Source organism: Streptomyces mirabilis (assembly GCF_018310535.1).
Taxonomy (GTDB): Bacteria; Actinomycetota; Actinomycetes; order Streptomycetales; family Streptomycetaceae; genus Streptomyces.
The window spans coordinates 3,268,008-3,282,915 of record NZ_CP074102.1 but is presented as its reverse complement, the minus strand read 5'-3'; the positions used below and the strand labels follow the sequence as shown (position 1 = coordinate 3,282,915).

The window sequence follows — 14,908 nt, the reverse complement described above, 5'->3', positions numbered from 1 at the left end:
ATGCGCTGGTGGGACATCGATCCCGTACTGGAGCTGGAGAAGGACCTCTTCCCCGAGGACGCCTGGTCGCGGGGGATGTTCTGGTCCGAGCTGGCCCACGCCCGCGGGCCCGGGGCGACGCGCCGGTACGTGGTCGCGACGGAGAGCGGCCGGCTCGTCGGATACGCAGGGCTCGCCGCCTCCGGCGACCTGGGCGACGTACAGACCATCGCCGTACGACGTGATCAGTGGGGCACCGGCCTCGGCGCCCGGCTGCTGACCGAGCTGGTGCGGGCCGCGACCGCGTTCGAGTGCGCCGAGGTCATGCTCGAGTGCCGCGTGGACAACGTCCGCGCGCAGAAGCTGTACGAGCGCTTCGGCTTCGAGCCCATCGGCTTCCGCCGCGGCTACTACCAGCCGGGCAACGTCGACGCCCTGGTCATGCGGCTGCACACCGCGTCCGACAGCGGCTCCACCGCGGGTCCACCCTCAGTAAACGGCGTACAAGGAACAGAGAGCAATGGCTGACGAACCGCTGGTCCTGGGTATCGAGACCTCCTGCGACGAGACCGGAGTCGGCATCGTCCGCGGTACCACGCTGCTCGCGGACGCCATCGCGTCCAGCGTCGACGAGCACGCCCGCTTCGGCGGCGTCGTGCCCGAGGTCGCCTCCCGCGCCCACCTGGAGGCGATGGTGCCGACCATCGACCGGGCGCTCAAGGACGCGGGGGTGAGCGCGAAGGACCTGGACGGCATTGCGGTCACCGCCGGTCCCGGCCTCGCCGGCGCCCTCCTCGTCGGCGTCACCGCCGCCAAGGCGTACGCCTACGCGCTGGGCAAGCCCCTCTACGGCGTCAACCACCTCGCCTCCCACATCTGTGTGGACCAGTTGGAGCACGGCCCGCTGCCGGAGCCGACGATGGCCCTGCTGGTCTCCGGCGGTCACTCCTCGCTGCTGCTGTCGACCGACATCACCTCGGACGTCCGCCCGCTGGGCGCGACCATCGACGACGCGGCCGGCGAGGCCTTCGACAAGATCGCGCGCGTGCTGAACCTGGGCTTCCCCGGTGGTCCGGTCATCGACCGGTACGCGCGCGAGGGCGACCCCTCGGCGATCGCGTTCCCGCGCGGCCTGACCGGCCCGCGCGACCCGGCGTACGACTTCTCCTTCTCCGGGCTGAAGACGTCCGTTGCCCGCTGGATCGAGGCCAAGCGGGCGGCGGGTGAGGAGGTGCCGGTGCGTGACGTGTCGGCCTCCTTCCAGGAAGCGGTCGTCGACGTGCTGACCCGCAAGGCCGTACGGGCCTGCAAGGACGAGGGCGTCGACCACCTGATGATCGGCGGTGGCGTGGCCGCCAACTCACGGCTGCGGGCGCTGGCCCAGGAGCGCTGCGAGGCCGCGGGGATCCGGCTGCGGGTGCCACGGCCGAAGCTGTGCACGGACAACGGGGCGATGGTGGCCGCGCTGGGCGCGGAGATGGTCTCCCGGAACCGGGCCACCTCCGACTGGGACCTGTCGGCCGACTCCTCACTGCCGGTGACGGACCCGCATGTGCCCGGTCGTTCACACGAGCACGGCCATGATCATGATCATGTGCACGAGGTCTCGAAGGAGAACCTGTACTCGTGACCGTCGCGTTGATGTGGGAGGCGCGGGCCGTCCCCGGGCGGGGCGAGGAACTGCTCGCCTGGGTACGGGGACAGGAGTCGGCGACGCAGCCGCTGCGGCGGGAGATCCTGCGCGCGCCGCAGGACCGGGTGCTCGTCATCACCTGGTGGGATGCGGCCTACGACGCCGAGCTCCCCGAACTCCCGGAGCCGGACGGGGACTTGGTGACCCGGGCGGTCCATCGGTGGCGGTTCGAGTCGGTCTCCTGACGTCTTCGTTTCCGTCTTCGTTTCCGGCTGGGCTTCACGCCGACCTCGCTTTTCCGGAAGACTCCTGCAAAGTTTCGTCCGTGGGTGTGGAACGGTAGAGGGGCGGTTCGACGTGTCGACGGAGGTGGGCGCAGTGGCCCGGGAGAGCATCAAGAACAAGGTGACGATCACCGAGATCGCCCGGCAGGCCGGCGTCTCGGTGCCCACCGTGTCGCGTGTCGTCAACGGCCGCTCCGACGTCTCGCCGGAGACCCGGGCCCGCATCGAGGACCTGCTGCGGCGCCACGGCTACCAGCGCAGGTCGTCCGCGCCCGGAGACCGGGCGGCCCTGATCGACCTGGTCTTCAACGACCTCGACAGCCCCTGGGCGGTGGAGATCATCCGAGGGGTCGAGGAGGTCGCGCACGCCTCCGGAGTGGGCACGGTGGTGTCCGCCATCCACGGTGCGTCGGGCTCGGCCCGGCAGTGGATGACCAATCTGCGCGCCCGCGCCTCGGACGGCGTGATCCTCGTGACCTCGGTCCTCGAACCCCGGCTGCACGAGGAGTTGCGGCGGCTCGGGGTGCCGCTGGTCGTGGTCGATCCTGCGGGGTCCCCGACCCTGGACATACCGACCGTCGGCGCCGCCAACTGGGCGGGCGGGATGGCGGCGACGGAGCATCTGCTCGGGCTCGGGCACCGGCGGATCGGCTTTGTCGCGGGGCCGGTGCGGTTGCTGTGCTCGCGGGCGCGGCTCGACGGGTACCGGGCGGCGCTGGACGGGGCGGGCGTCGCGGTCGACGACGCGCTGATCGTACCGGGGGACTTCTACCACCAGGCCGGCTTCGACGGCTGCAACACGCTGCTCGACCTGGAGGAACCGCCGACCGCGCTGTTCGCGGCGAGTGACCAGATGGCGCTCGGGGCGATCGAGGCGTTGCGTCGGCGGGGGTTGCGGGTGCCCGAGGACATGAGTGTCGTCGGGTTCGACGATCTGCCGGAGGTCCGGTGGTCGGCGCCGCCGCTCACGACGGTGCGGCAGCCGCTGGCGGACATGGGGAAGCTGGCCACGCGCACGGTGCTCCGGCTGGCGCTGGGCGAGGACCCGGTCTCTCCGAGGGTTGAGCTGGCTACCGAGCTGGTTGTTCGGGCGAGTACGGCGCGACGGGGTTGAGAGGCGCCTCAGGGGCGGGGTGTCTGAGGGCGGTTCGGCGGCTGCGGGTGATTCGTGGCCGGTCGCGCAGTTCCCCGCGCCCCTTCAGGGGCGCGGGGAACTGCGCGACCGAAGGGGCGCGGGGAACTGCGCGACCAGCCCCCACCGGCCCGCACTCGAAGAACTCTCGATATTTGTCAGGGGCGTTGACACGGCTGTCCCGCACCCGTAACTTCCGGCGCACTCGGCCGATAATTATCGGCTCTCTTCCGGAAGGTGTGCGATGCGAGCGTTGGGCGACACCTACACCTCTTTCTCCCGCCGGAGGTTCCTGGCGGCATCCGCGGCGACCGGACTGGGCGCGGCCGCCCTGAGCGCGTGCGGCTCCTCCGACAGCGGGAACAGTTCGGGCAAGACCACGATCGAGTGGTGGAACATCACCACCACCCAGCCCGCGAAGAAGTTGTGGGCCCAGCGCGCCAAGGACTTCGAGGCCGCGCACCCGGACGTGAAGGTCAAGGTCGTCACGCTGGAGAACGAGGCGTACAAGTCGAAGATGACCGCGCTGACCACCTCCGGAAAGCTTCCGGACGTCTTCCACACCTGGGGCGGCGGGGTCCTCAAGCAGCAGATCGACGCGGGTCTGGTCGAGGACCTGACCGACAAGACCGCCTCCTGGACGAAGGACTATGTGCCCGCCTCGCTGGCGGCCTACCAGTTCGACAAGAAGACGTACGCGGTCCCGTTCGACATCGGCATGGTCGGCTTCTGGTACAACAAGGCGCTCTTCAAGAAGGCCAAGATCGACACCCCGCCCACCACCTGGTCCGGCTATCTCGACACCATCAGGGCCCTCAAGAGCGCCGGGATCACGCCCATCGCGCTGGCCGGCAAGGAGAAGTGGCCCGGCATGTACTACTGGGCGTATCTGTCGATGCGCGTCGCCGGACTGGAGGCGATGCAGAAGGCCGCCACCGACGCCGACTTCACCGGCGAGGGGTTCGTCACGGCCGGCCAGCACCTCAAGGACCTCGTCGCGCTCGAACCCTTCCAGAGGGGTTTCCTCGGCGGGGCCTACTCCGATCCCAACGGTGAGGCGGCCCTGATGGGCAACGGCAAGGCGGCCATGGAGCTGATGGGCCAGTGGGCGCCGACCGTCGAGAAGGACTCGGGCAAGGGCATCGGCGACGACCTGGGCTTCTTCTCCTTCCCCTCCGTGGAGGGCGGAAAGGGCGCGCTCACCGAGGTGTTCGGCGGGGGCGGCGGCCACGCGGTGCGCAAGGGGGCGCCGGACGCGGCGGTGGAGTTCCTGAAGTTCTTCGCGGAGAAGCAGTTCGCCGAGACCCTCGTCAAGGAGACCGGCCTGATACCGGTGTCCAAGGACGCACGCCCCGCGCTGACCGACCCCAACCTCACCGCCGTGTCGGACGCCCTGAACAACGCCACCGGCTTCCAGCTCTACCTCGACCAGGCGTACGCCCCCGCCGTCGGCCAGGAGATCAACGACAGTGTCGCCGCGCTCATCGCCGGCTCCAAGTCGCCCGAGCAGGTCACACGTTCGGTGACCCAGGTCGCCAAGAGCGAGAAGAGCTAGCGGCCGGCGATGACGCACTCGACCTCGACCTCGACCGCGTCGACGTATGTGCCCGATCTCGGCAAGTCGACCGGCGTGACGGCCGTTTCACCGGGCCCAGGGCCCCGCCGTCCCGTCCTGCGGCGCGTGCGCGACTGGTTCGCGGCCTTCGTCTTCACCATTCCGGCGCTCGCCCTGTTCGGGATGCTCGTCCTCCTGCCGATGGGCTACGCCTTCTACGTCAGCTTCTTCAACTGGGGCGGGTTCGGCTCGCCCACCGACTCCGTGGGGTTCGACAACTACACCCGGCTCTTCCAGGACCCGGTGTTCCTCGGGGACCTGTGGCGCGGCGTCCTGCTCGTCGCCTTCTCCCTGGTCCTCCAGCTGCCGTTCGCGCTCGCCATGGCCGTGCTGCTCAACCAGAGACTGCGCGGCCGGGCCGTCTACCGGATGTTGTTCTTCGCGCCGTACATCCTGTCCGAGGTCATCACCGGCGTGCTGTTCAGCATGATCTTCGCGCCGGGCGGCGGACTCGCCGACAAGGTCCTCGGCGCGGTCGGTCTCGACGGCCTGGGCGGGCTCTGGTTCGCGGGTCAGAACACCGTCCTGCCCACCCTCTTCCTGGTCATGACCTGGAAGTACTTCGGCTTCCACATGATGCTCTACCTGGCAGGCCTCCAGGGCATCCCGGCGGAGCTGCACGAGGCGGCACGCATCGACGGCGCCGGCAGCTGGCAGCGCTTCCGCCACGTCACGCTCCCGCTGCTCGCGCCGACCCTGCGGATCAGCGTGTTCCTGTCCGTGATCGGCGCCATCCAGCTCTTCGACCTGGTCTGGGTGATCTCCGCGGGCGGTCCCGACCACCACTCCGAAACCATGGTCATCAGCATGTTCCAGTACGGCTTCAAGCGCTACCAGATGGGCTACGCCAGCGCGATCAGCGTGGCGATGTTCCTGATCAGCCTCGTCTTCGCCCTCGCCTACCAGCGTTTCGTGCTGCGTCGTGACACCGAAGGAGCCATCACCACCATGCGAGCAGGCCGATGAGCGCGGTCGTGAAGAGCACGGTCCCGGAAAGCACGGTCCCTGAGAGCACGGTCCCGAAGAGTGTCGTACGCCGTCGCAGGCTGCGCTCGCTGCCCGTGTACGTGATCCTGTGGCTGGTCGGCGCCGTCATGGTGACCCCGCTGCTGTACGCCCTCGTCTCCGGCTTCAAGTCCACCGACCAGCTCTCCAGCAACACCTTCGGCCTTCCCCACCCCTGGGTGACCTCGAACTACACCTCGCTGCTCGGTTCGGGTCCGTTCTGGCGGTCCGTCGGCAGCAGCACCCTCATCGCGGTCGCCACCGCCCTGCTGACCGTGGGGGCGTCGGCGCTCGCCGCCTACGCGCTCGCGCGGTTCGCCTTCCGGGGCAGGGAAGTGCTGTTCACCGTCTTCACGATGGGGCTGATGTTCCCCTTCGCGGTGGCGATCCTGCCGCTGTTCATCCTGCTGCGCACCTTCGGGCTGCTGGACAACCCGTGGGGCGTGATCCTGCCCCAGGCCGCCTTCGGCCTGCCCATGACGATCGTCATCCTGCGCGGCTTCTTCCGGGAGATCCCCGGAGAGCTGGAGGAGGCGGCCACCCTCGACGGCTGCTCCTCGTTCGGCTTCTTCTGGCGCATCCTGCTGCCGCTGGCCCGCCCGGCGCTCGGCACCGTCTCCGTCCTCGCCATCGTGGGCAGTTGGAACAACTTCCTGCTCCCCCTGCTCGTCTTCAGCGAACCCACCTGGTGGACGGTCCCCGTCGGCATCCAGCAGTTCCAGGGCCAGTACGCCTCCGACGTGGCCCGCATCTTCGCCTATCTGGTCCTCGCCATGGCGCCCGCCCTGGCCTTCTACGCGGTCGCCGAACGACAGCTCATCGGCGGCATCACGCTCGGCGCGACCAAGGGCTGAGTGCCGGCCCCTCCCGATGCCCCTGTGGATGTGAGGAGTTACATGACCGACCCCTGGCAGGACACCGCTCTGCCCGCAGGCGTCCGCGCCGCCGACCTGCTCGCCCGTATGACCACGGAAGAGAAAGTCGCCCAGCTCTACAGCGTGTGGCCCGGCTCGAACGAGACCCCGGGCGGGGACATGGCGCCGCTGCAGCACGCGCTGTCCGAGGACATCGACCTGACGCGGCTGCTCCCGCACGGGCTCGGCCAGCTGACCCGCCCCTTCGGCACCGCGCCGGTCGACCCGGCCGAGGGCGCCGCCCGCCTCGCCTCCCTCCAGGAACGCATCCGCTCCGCGAACCGCTTCCGGCTGCCGGCGCTCGCCCACGAGGAGTGCCTCACCGGGTTCACGGCCTGGCAGGCGACCGTCTTCCCGACCCCGCTCGCCTGGGGCGCGAGCTTCGACCCTGCTCTGGTGAAGGAGATGGCGGCGGCGATCGGCGCCTCGATGCGCTCGGTCGGCGTCCACCAGGGCCTCGCCCCGGTCCTCGACGTCGTACGCGATCCCCGCTGGGGCCGTACGGAGGAGTCGATCGGCGAGGACCCCTACCTCGTGGCGACCGTCGGCACCGCCTATGTCCAGGGCCTGGAGGCGGCGGGTGTCGTCGCCACCCTCAAGCACTTCGCCGGCTACTCGGCCTCCCGCGGCGCCCGCAACCACGCGCCCGCCTCGCTCGGCCCGCGCGAACTGGCGGACGTCATCCTGCCGCCGTTCGAGATGGCCGTACGGGAGGGCGGGGCGCGGTCGGTGATGGCCTCGTACAACGACCTCGACGGGCTGCCCGCCCACGCGCACCGCCGACTGCTCACCGAACTCCTGCGGGAGGAGTGGCAGTTCACCGGCACGGTCGTGGCCGACTACTTCGGGGTGTCCTTCCTGGAGACCGCGCACGGACTCACCGACTCGCCCGCGGGGGCCGCCGGGCTCGCGCTCGCGGCGGGCGTGGACGTCGAGCTGCCCGCCGTGCGCTGCTACGGCGCCGGGCCCCTCGACGAGGAGTTCGTGGACCGGGCCGCGCTGCGGGTGCTGACGCAGAAGTGCGAACTGGGGCTGCTGGATCCAGACTGGGCGGCGGAGCCCGCGGACTCAGGATCCGTCGACCTCGATCCGCCGCACATGCGAGAGCTGGCCCGGCAGTTGGCGGAGGAGTCGGTCGTCCTGCTCGCCAACGGGGGCACGTTGCCGCTGGCGTCCGGGGTGCGGCGGATCGCCGTGCTCGGTCCGTTGGCCGACGATCCCGCGGCCATGCTCGGCTGCTACACCTTCCCCCGCCATGTCCTCCTCGACCACCCCGAGGTCGAGATGGGGGTGGGCGTGCCGACGCTGCTGGAGGCGCTGCGCGCCGAGCTGCCGGACGTGGAGTTCACCGACGATCCGGTGGCCGCCGACGTGTGTGTGGTCGCGGTCGGCGACCGCTCGGGGCTGTTCGGGCGGGGCACCTCGGGCGAGGGGTGCGACGCGGCCGATCTCCAACTGCCCGAGGGACAGGGAGAGTTGGTCGACAAGACGCTGGCCTCCGGGACACCGGTCGTGCTGGTACTGCTCTCGGGTCGGCCGTACGCGCTCGGGCGCTGGGCGGACCGGTGCGCGGCGGTGGTGCAGGCGTTCTTCGCGGGACAGGAGGGGGGCCCCGCGGTGGCCGGGGTGCTGTCCGGGCGGGTGAACCCGTCGGGGCGGCTTCCGGTGAGCGTGCCGCGCGAGCGGGCCGGACAGCCGTGGACGTATCTCGCGCCGCCGCTCGGGCAGCGCAGCGGGGCCAGCAACCTCGACCCGACGCCGCTGTTCCCGTTCGGACACGGGCTGTCGTACACGACGTACGACTGGCAGGCGCCGTCGGTCGACGACACCGCGTTCCCGACGGACGGCGAGACGACCCTGCGGCTGACCGTCCGCAACACGGGAGAGCGGGCCGGTACCGAGGTCGTGCAGCTCTATCTCCACGACCCGGTCGGCAAGGTGGCGCGGCCGGTGGCCCGGCTGGTGGGCTACGCGCGGGTGCCGCTGGAGGCGGGCGCGTCGGCGGAGGTCCATTTCACGATCCCGGCGGACCTGGCCGCGTACACCGGCCCGGACGGCGACCGGATCGTCGAACCGGGGGAGCTGGAGCTGCGGTTGGGGGTGTCCAGCGCCGAGGGCGGGGTGCGGTACGCGGTGCCGGTGACGCTGACCGGGCCCGAACGGGTGGTGGGCCGGGAGCGGCGGATGCGGTGCGAGGTGCGCGTGAAGTGAGCCGCCGGTTCGCGCCGTCGCCGAATTTTTCCTGCCAGTTCTCGAATGTTACGGACCTTCCTGAGGTCGGAGAGGGGTCGCCCGGCGTGCACCCGGGGATACGATCGCGCCCATGAATCCCGCGAAGCCCGTGGAGAAGCGGATGGCGGAACGGTCCTCGGGGACCGCGACCCTCGCCGAGATCGCCCGCGAGGCAGGCGTCTCCGCTCCGACTGTTTCGAAGGTGCTCAACGGCCGGGCCGATGTCGCCCCGGCCACCCGCACCCGTGTCGAGGAGCTGCTGCGTGCGTACGGCTACCGGCGCCGCCGGGCCGAGGCGACCCGCTCACCCCTCATCGACCTGGTCTTCCACGAGTTGGAGAGCGCCTGGGCGATGGAGGTCATCCGGGGTGTCGAGAACGTGGCGCGGGACGAGGGGCTGAGCGTCGTCCTCTCGGAGAGCGCGGGACGGCTGACCCCCGGGCGGACCTGGGCCGACCAGGTCGCCGCCCGTCGCCCGCACGGCGTGATCCTCGTGCTGTCCCGGCTGGACGAGTCCCAGCGCGCGCTGCTGACCAGCAGGTCCATCCCGTTCGTGGTGATGGACCCGGCGGGCGACCCGGGCGACGAGGTGCCGTCCATCGGCGCCACCAACTGGCACGGCGGGCTGGCCGCGACCCGCCATCTCGTCGACCTGGGGCACCGGCGGATCGGCGCGATCAGCGGGCCCTCGCGGATGATGTGCAGCCGCGCGCGCGTCGACGGATACCGGGCGGCGCTGGAGACGGCGGGACTGCCGGTGGACCCGGAGCTGATCAGAGTCGGGAACTTCCACCACGAGGACGGCTATCGGCTGGGCCTCGACCTGCTGCGCCGCCCCGACCGCCCGACGGCCGTCTTCACCGGCAACGACCTCCAGGCGCTCGGCCTGTACGAGGCCGCCCGCGAGCTGGGCCTGCGCATCCCGGAGGACCTGAGCGTCGTGGGGTTCGACGATCTGCCGGTGACGCGCTGGGTCGGGCCGCCGCTGACGACCGTACGGCAGCCCCTGACGGAGATGGCGGAGGCGGCGGCCAGGCTGGTGCTGGAGCTGGGGCGCGAGGAGCGGCCGGCGGCGGGGACCAGAGTGGAACTGGCCACGAGCCTGGTGGTGCGCAGCAGTACGGGGGCGGCTCCGGCGGTCGGCTCGGCGTGAAGTGGACGTATTGACGAGTGGGGCATCCCGCTCCACACTCCTCCGAAGCCAATCGGTTGCAAGACCGAAACTTTCGGAGGCACCCGCATGAGATCTCTGAGAACAGGCTTATCCCTGGGTTCCGTTCTCACCGGCATCGCCACCCTCGGCGCCCTGCTGGTCGCGGCCCCCGCCGCCCACGCGGCCGACACCCCGCTGCGCGACCTGGCCGCCGCGAAGGGCAAGGTGATCGGCACCGCCGTCACCGGGTCCAAGCTCACGGGGACGTACGGCGACATCGCCGGGGCCCAGTTCAGCTCGCTCACTCCCGGCAACGCCATGAAGTGGGAGACCGTCGAGCCCACCCGGGGCACCTACAACTGGGCCGAGGCCGACCAGATCGTGGCCTTCGCGCAGGCCCACAACCAGCAGGTGCGCGGCCACACCCTGGTCTGGCACAGCCAGAACCCGAGCTGGCTGACGAACGGCACCTGGACGTCCGCCCAGCTCAGCTCGCTGCTCCAGGACCACATCACCACCGAGGTCACCCGATACAAGGGCAAGCTGGCCGCCTGGGACGTGGTGAACGAGCCCTTCAACGAGGACGGCACCTACCGTTCGACCCTCTGGTACAACGGCCTCGGCTCCGACTACATCGCCCAGGCCCTGACCTGGGCGCACGCGGCCGACCCGGGCGCCAAGCTCTACATCAACGACTACAACGTCGAAGGCGTCAACGCCAAGAGCACCGCCCTCTACAACCTGGTCAAGTCGCTGAAGGAGCGCGGCGTCCCGATCGACGGGGTCGGCCTCCAGGCCCACCTCATCCTCGGCCAGGTGCCGTCCACGCTCCAGCAGAACATCCAGCGCTTCGCCGACCTCGGAGTCGACGTGGCGATCACGGAGCTGGACATCCGTATGCAGGTCCCCTCCGACAGCGCGAAGCTGACGCAGCAGGCCGCCGACTACAAGGCGGTGTTCGACGCGTGCGTCGCGGTGTCCCGGTGCTACGGCGTCACCGTCTGGGGCTTCACCGACTCCGACTCCTGGATCCCGGACGTCTTCTCCGGGTACGGCGCGGCGACCCCGTACGACGAGAACTACGTGCCGAAACCGGCGTACTACGCGATCGCGGGCTCGCTGGGCGGGACCTCGACGCCACCGCCCACGGGTGCCTGCACGGCGACGTACAGCGTCCAGAGCCAGTGGAACACGGGGTTCACGGGGCAGGTGAGGATCGCCTGTTCCGGGGCCGCGCTGTCGTCGTGGAAGGTGAACTGGACGTACGGCGCGGGCCAGCGGATCACCCAGGCCTGGAACGCCGACTGCACCCAGTCCGGTGCGGCGGTGACGTGCGCGAACGCCTCCTACAACGGAACGGTACCGAACGGCGGATCAGTGACGTTCGGGTTCAACGCGTCATGGAGCGGGAGCAATCCGGTGCCCACGGTGACGCTGGGCTGAGGGTGGCGTGAGAAGTCTGAGATTTTCCGAAGGAAACCCCAGAAGAGGTTCCTGCTCGTAATAATTCGGACTTACGTTCCTCCGCGTGACTGCAGAAGAGGAGCGTGGGGGCGGACGTGAGGCCGGGCGCGGGGACGGGAACGGGGTCGAGAGCGGAGACGGGAACGAGGGCGCCGCGAGACGTGCCGGACGGCGGAGAGGTCTGCTGAAAGCCGCCGGCATCACGCTCGCCGGCGTCCTCGTGCTCTCCGCGGCCGGGGCGGGCTGGGCGTACTGGCACCTGAACCACAACATCAAGAGCGTGGACATCAACAGCGCGCTGGGCGACGACCGTCCGGCGAAGGCGGTGTCGACCCCGTCGGCGTCCGCCTCCGCCTCGGCCGCCCCGCTGCCGAGCGGCGCCCTGAACATCCTGGTCCTCGGCTCCGACTCGCGCAGCGGGAAGGCGAACGCCGCGCTCGGGGGCGGCGACAGCTCGGGCGCCCGCTCCGACACGGCGATGGTCGTCCATGTCGACGAGGGGCGCACCAAGGCGACGGTGGTGAGCATCCCCCGGGACACCCTGGTGACCCGCCCGTCGTGCCCGACCTCGTCCGGCGGGACGACCTCGGTGGCGTACAACGCGATGTTCAACAGCGCGTACTCGGTGGGCGGTCCGGTCTGCGCGGTGAAGACCGTCGAGTCCCTCACGGACGTCCGCATGGACCACTACATCGAGATCGACTTCTCCGGCTTCGCGAAGCTGGTGGACGCGCTCGGCGGCGTCACCGTGACAACGGACCAGAACATCGACGACGACAAGAGCCATCTGCACCTGAAGGCGGGCACGCACCATCTGGGCGGCACCCAGGCCCTGGCGCTGGCCCGCACCCGGCACGGCATAGGCGACGGCAGCGACCTCGGCCGCATAGGCCTCCAGCAGAAGCTGGTGAAGGCACTGCTGGAACAGATGGCGTCGACGTCCCTGCTGACCGACCCCGCCAAGCTCTACAAGGTCGCCGACGCCGTCACCGGCAGTCTGACGACGGACACGGGGCTCGACTCGCTGGGCGAACTGATGAAGCTCGGCCAGAGCCTGAAGTCCCTCTCCTCCGACAAGGTCAAGACGATCACCATGCCGGTGGTGACGGCTCCGTCGAACCCGAACCGGGTGGTGGCCGACGAGCCGGAGGCGAGCGACCTGTGGACCTCGCTCAAGTGAGCCGGTCGACCCCGCCGACCCGGTACGTCAACAGATAACGCCAGTAGAGGAGTTGGCGGACGCGGGAGCCGGGCAGCAGCCGGTCCGCTTCGCTCCGGACGTCCGCCAGCGACATCCGCGGCTCGCGCACCGGCGCCCGCAGTGGCACGGCTTCGCTTCCGCGCAGCCGCTCACCCATCGCCACCCCCGCCCGTGCCACGGCATTGGCGGGCACGGCTGCGAGATCCCACCAGGTGATCCCGGCGTAGCAGCCCAGCACCAGCAGCACCCCGCCGGGCGCGAGCGCCTCGCGGAACCTGGTCACCGTGCCGAACGGCATGTGGTGCAGGCTCGCCAGACAGGTGATGACGTCGTAGTGCCCCTTCGGCAGCCCGGCGGAGACGACGTCCGTCCGCCGGAACCGGGGGCCGCCCCCGATCCGCCGCGCCGCGGCGATCACCTCGGCGGACGGATCGACGGCATCGACCTCATAGCCCCGCGCCGCCAGCCGCCGCGCGAAACGCCCGGTGCCACAGCCGACGTCGAGGGCGATACGACCGTGCTTCGGTAACTTCCGCAGCAACAGCCGGTGGTAGTGGTCGTTGTGATCGAAGGGCATACGGGAACCTGCCCACACGGCTCCCGGGTCAGCCCCGCACTTCCGCGAGCACGTCTGCGCCCCGTTCGCCGGGACTTGAGCTTCGGGGGTCGGGATTCGAGACGCTTTTGTATGGATTGGGCGGGAGGCTCGACCCACCCACCCTCCCTGTCCGGCGGCCCAAGTACCGCTCCGGCCAGGGGTGATGACTTTTCGTGATCGGGCCGCGGCGGAGCGTGGCGGACGTGTGGCGTGCGCCAGGAAAAGCATCGACCCCCGTGGGTGTTAGAGCACCGCGCGGGGGTCTGACCAACTAGATCGAAAGCAGTCGATCCATGGCTACCGTCCAGCTTAGTGCTGCCCCGCGCCCCTCCGCCCATCCACTGGCCAATCCGGGTTACGGAAAGCGGTCGGCGCCCGATCAAACCCCCCGTACGGGTCGCGACTTCGCGCATCTGCCCACCCGCGAGGCGTCGATCGCGACGTACATCGACCGGCTCGCCGACGAGTCGGACCTCTCCTCGACGAGCATCTGGGGACGGTCGGCAGTGCTGGGGGTCATGGCGTCGCCTCCTCCCCTCCATCCTGCCCCGGTCACGGGCGGACCGTGCTGCAAGGTCGTCATGTGCCTGCTCCTTTCTCCGTCTTCTCCATGCGGGTCCCGGTACGCAGGGCCTCAAGCGGTGCATGCAGTACCGCCCCGAACTTTTTCTCTTCCCGGAACAAGGTCTCCAAGTCCAGGCGTACCGCAAGGGGCGCGCCCGGCCGGACGGAGCACTGGCGCCCGAGGAGTACTTCGCCGGAAAGGGCGAGTGGGCCGAGCCCGCGGGTGTCCTGATGGTCGTCGAGGTCACCTCGCACGACCGGGACGCCGACCGGCGTGACCGGATCGAGAAGCCCGACGGATACGCGGCCGCCGGCATCCCCGTCTACCTCCTCGTCGACCGGGACACGGACAGCGTGACCGTGCACTGCGACCCCGAGGGCGGCGTCTACCGCTCTCTCACCACCCGGGCGTTCGGAGCGGTGATCGAGCTGCCGGATCCGGTCGGGTTCACGCTGGATACACAGAAGCTCAAGGACTTCGCCGACTGAGCCGCAGCCGCCGAACCCCGCCGGGAGAAAAAAATCCAGAGAAATCCGGGGACGGTGTCGAAACCGGTGTCTCCCGTTCGACGCACGGGTGAGAGGCAGGGAGAAGCCCCGCCTCCGAGGCACCACGGATACGAGGAGTCACCATGCCGCGTTACCTGTCGCTGGTCCAGATCGACGAGAGCACCGCGCCCGCCGAGGGCCCGAGCCCGGAGCTGATGCAGCGGATGGGCGAGCTGATCGAGGAGATCACCAAGGCGGGGGTCATGCTCGACACCGCCGGGCTGACGCCGTCCGCCCAGGGCAAGCGGGTGCACTGGTCGGGCGGGCAGCTGTCCGTCACCGACGGGCCCTTCACCGAGTCCAAGGAGGTCGTCGGCGGGTACGCGCTCATGCAGTGCAAGGACATGGCCGAGGCCCTGGAGTGGACCAAGCGGTTCCTGAAGGTGCACGAGGAGCACTGGACGGTGACCTGCGAGGTGCGGGAGATCGCCGAGGGCTAGGGCCTGTCCGGCGGATCACGCCGCAGACGCGGGGCTTGGCACGCACATCTGCGGCGTTGTCGTCGGTTGCCGACGCTCCGCGTCGACGCCCTCCTCCGCCTTGCAGCTGCACGCACCAAGCCCCGCTCACCTGCGCTAGTGAGGC

Annotated in this window: 15 protein-coding genes; 13 read left to right on the top strand and 2 right to left on the bottom strand. The window is 70.2% G+C overall.

The features are described 5' to 3' along the window. The 11 genes from rimI (at position 1) to SMIR_RS14280 (ending at position 12,591) form a co-directional block, all read left to right on the top strand. A complete protein-coding gene (gene rimI / locus SMIR_RS14330) occupies positions 1-507 on the top strand; it encodes a ribosomal protein S18-alanine N-acetyltransferase (RefSeq protein ID WP_168501234.1) in 507 nt (168 codons plus the stop codon). Continuing rightward, positions 500-1,609, top strand: a complete 1,110-nt coding sequence (tsaD, locus tag SMIR_RS14325) for a tRNA (adenosine(37)-N6)-threonylcarbamoyltransferase complex transferase subunit TsaD (protein WP_168494688.1) — start codon at positions 500-502, stop codon at positions 1,607-1,609. Before rimI ends, tsaD begins: the two co-directional genes overlap by 8 nt. After that, entirely contained in the window at positions 1,606-1,857 is a 252-nt protein-coding gene (locus SMIR_RS14320; protein ID WP_212727086.1) for a hypothetical protein, read from the top strand. Before tsaD ends, SMIR_RS14320 begins: the two co-directional genes overlap by 4 nt. A gap of 112 nt (positions 1,858-1,969) precedes the next feature. Then, complete coding sequence (locus SMIR_RS14315) at positions 1,970-3,010, top strand: LacI family DNA-binding transcriptional regulator (RefSeq protein ID WP_422664432.1); 1,041 nt, start codon at positions 1,970-1,972, stop codon at positions 3,008-3,010. 271 nt (positions 3,011-3,281) lie between these two features. Then, positions 3,282-4,583 carry an extracellular solute-binding protein gene (locus SMIR_RS14310; RefSeq protein ID WP_168501235.1) on the top strand — a complete coding sequence of 434 codons (1,302 nt, stop codon included), beginning with the start codon at positions 3,282-3,284 and terminating at the stop codon, positions 4,581-4,583. 9 nt (positions 4,584-4,592) lie between these two features. Continuing rightward, positions 4,593-5,609, top strand: coding sequence for a carbohydrate ABC transporter permease (locus SMIR_RS14305; RefSeq protein ID WP_168494691.1), 1,017 nt, complete (start codon positions 4,593-4,595; stop codon positions 5,607-5,609). A gap of 128 nt (positions 5,610-5,737) precedes the next feature. Next, positions 5,738-6,502, top strand: a complete 765-nt coding sequence (locus SMIR_RS14300) for a carbohydrate ABC transporter permease (RefSeq protein WP_248003692.1) — start codon at positions 5,738-5,740, stop codon at positions 6,500-6,502. A gap of 42 nt (positions 6,503-6,544) precedes the next feature. Beyond that, complete coding sequence (locus SMIR_RS14295) at positions 6,545-8,773, top strand: beta-xylosidase/alpha-l-arabinosidase (protein ID WP_212727085.1); 2,229 nt, start codon at positions 6,545-6,547, stop codon at positions 8,771-8,773. A gap of 112 nt (positions 8,774-8,885) precedes the next feature. Beyond that, positions 8,886-9,947, top strand: a complete 1,062-nt coding sequence (locus SMIR_RS14290) for a LacI family DNA-binding transcriptional regulator (RefSeq protein ID WP_212727084.1) — start codon at positions 8,886-8,888, stop codon at positions 9,945-9,947. Positions 9,948-10,034: 87 nt separating this feature from the next. After that, positions 10,035-11,390: a glycoside hydrolase family 10 protein gene (locus tag SMIR_RS14285; protein WP_212727083.1), complete on the top strand. Its 1,356-nt coding sequence runs from the start codon at positions 10,035-10,037 to the stop codon at positions 11,388-11,390. A 202-nt stretch (positions 11,391-11,592) separates the two neighbouring features. Beyond that, on the top strand, positions 11,593-12,591 hold the full coding sequence (locus SMIR_RS14280; RefSeq protein ID WP_168501237.1) for an LCP family protein: 999 nt from the start codon (positions 11,593-11,595) through the stop codon (positions 12,589-12,591). On the opposite strand, the gene SMIR_RS14275 is transcribed toward SMIR_RS14280, so the two are convergent. Continuing rightward, positions 12,584-13,189: a class I SAM-dependent methyltransferase gene (locus tag SMIR_RS14275; protein ID WP_212727082.1), complete on the bottom strand. Its 606-nt coding sequence runs from the start codon at positions 13,187-13,189 to the stop codon at positions 12,584-12,586. The two genes, SMIR_RS14280 and SMIR_RS14275, sit on opposite strands and share 8 nt — an antisense overlap. A 400-nt stretch (positions 13,190-13,589) precedes the next feature. Further along, positions 13,590-13,730, bottom strand: a complete 141-nt coding sequence (locus SMIR_RS44905) for a hypothetical protein (RefSeq protein WP_168494701.1) — start codon at positions 13,728-13,730, stop codon at positions 13,590-13,592. A gap of 125 nt (positions 13,731-13,855) precedes the next feature. Here SMIR_RS44905 and SMIR_RS14265 point away from each other — a divergent pair, with 125 nt between their 5' ends. After that, on the top strand, positions 13,856-14,263 hold the full coding sequence (locus tag SMIR_RS14265; protein WP_168494703.1) for a Uma2 family endonuclease: 408 nt from the start codon (positions 13,856-13,858) through the stop codon (positions 14,261-14,263). A 143-nt stretch (positions 14,264-14,406) separates the two neighbouring features. Beyond that, entirely contained in the window at positions 14,407-14,763 is a 357-nt protein-coding gene (locus SMIR_RS14260; protein WP_060901481.1) for a YciI family protein, read from the top strand. Positions 14,764-14,908: the final 145 nt, after the last annotated feature.

Bases quoted from the DNA above. Each gene is read 5' to 3' on its own strand.
- rimI (WP_168501234.1), top strand. From the start codon at position 1: ATGCGCTGGTGGGACATCGATCCCGTACTGGAGCTGGAGAAGGACCTC.
- tsaD (WP_168494688.1), top strand. From the start codon at position 500: ATGGCTGACGAACCGCTGGTCCTGGGTATCGAGACCTCCTGCGACGAG.
- SMIR_RS14305 (WP_168494691.1), top strand. From the start codon at position 4,593: ATGACGCACTCGACCTCGACCTCGACCGCGTCGACGTATGTGCCCGAT.
- SMIR_RS14300 (WP_248003692.1), top strand. From the start codon at position 5,738: ATGGTGACCCCGCTGCTGTACGCCCTCGTCTCCGGCTTCAAGTCCACC.
- SMIR_RS14295 (WP_212727085.1), top strand. From the start codon at position 6,545: ATGACCGACCCCTGGCAGGACACCGCTCTGCCCGCAGGCGTCCGCGCC.
- SMIR_RS14290 (WP_212727084.1), top strand. From the start codon at position 8,886: ATGAATCCCGCGAAGCCCGTGGAGAAGCGGATGGCGGAACGGTCCTCG.
- SMIR_RS14285 (WP_212727083.1), top strand. From the start codon at position 10,035: ATGAGATCTCTGAGAACAGGCTTATCCCTGGGTTCCGTTCTCACCGGC.
- SMIR_RS14275 (WP_212727082.1), bottom strand. From the start codon at position 13,189: ATGCCCTTCGATCACAACGACCACTACCACCGGCTGTTGCTGCGGAAG.
- SMIR_RS44905 (WP_168494701.1), bottom strand. From the start codon at position 13,730: ATGACCCCCAGCACTGCCGACCGTCCCCAGATGCTCGTCGAGGAGAGG.
- SMIR_RS14265 (WP_168494703.1), top strand. From the start codon at position 13,856: ATGCAGTACCGCCCCGAACTTTTTCTCTTCCCGGAACAAGGTCTCCAA.
- SMIR_RS14260 (WP_060901481.1), top strand. From the start codon at position 14,407: ATGCCGCGTTACCTGTCGCTGGTCCAGATCGACGAGAGCACCGCGCCC.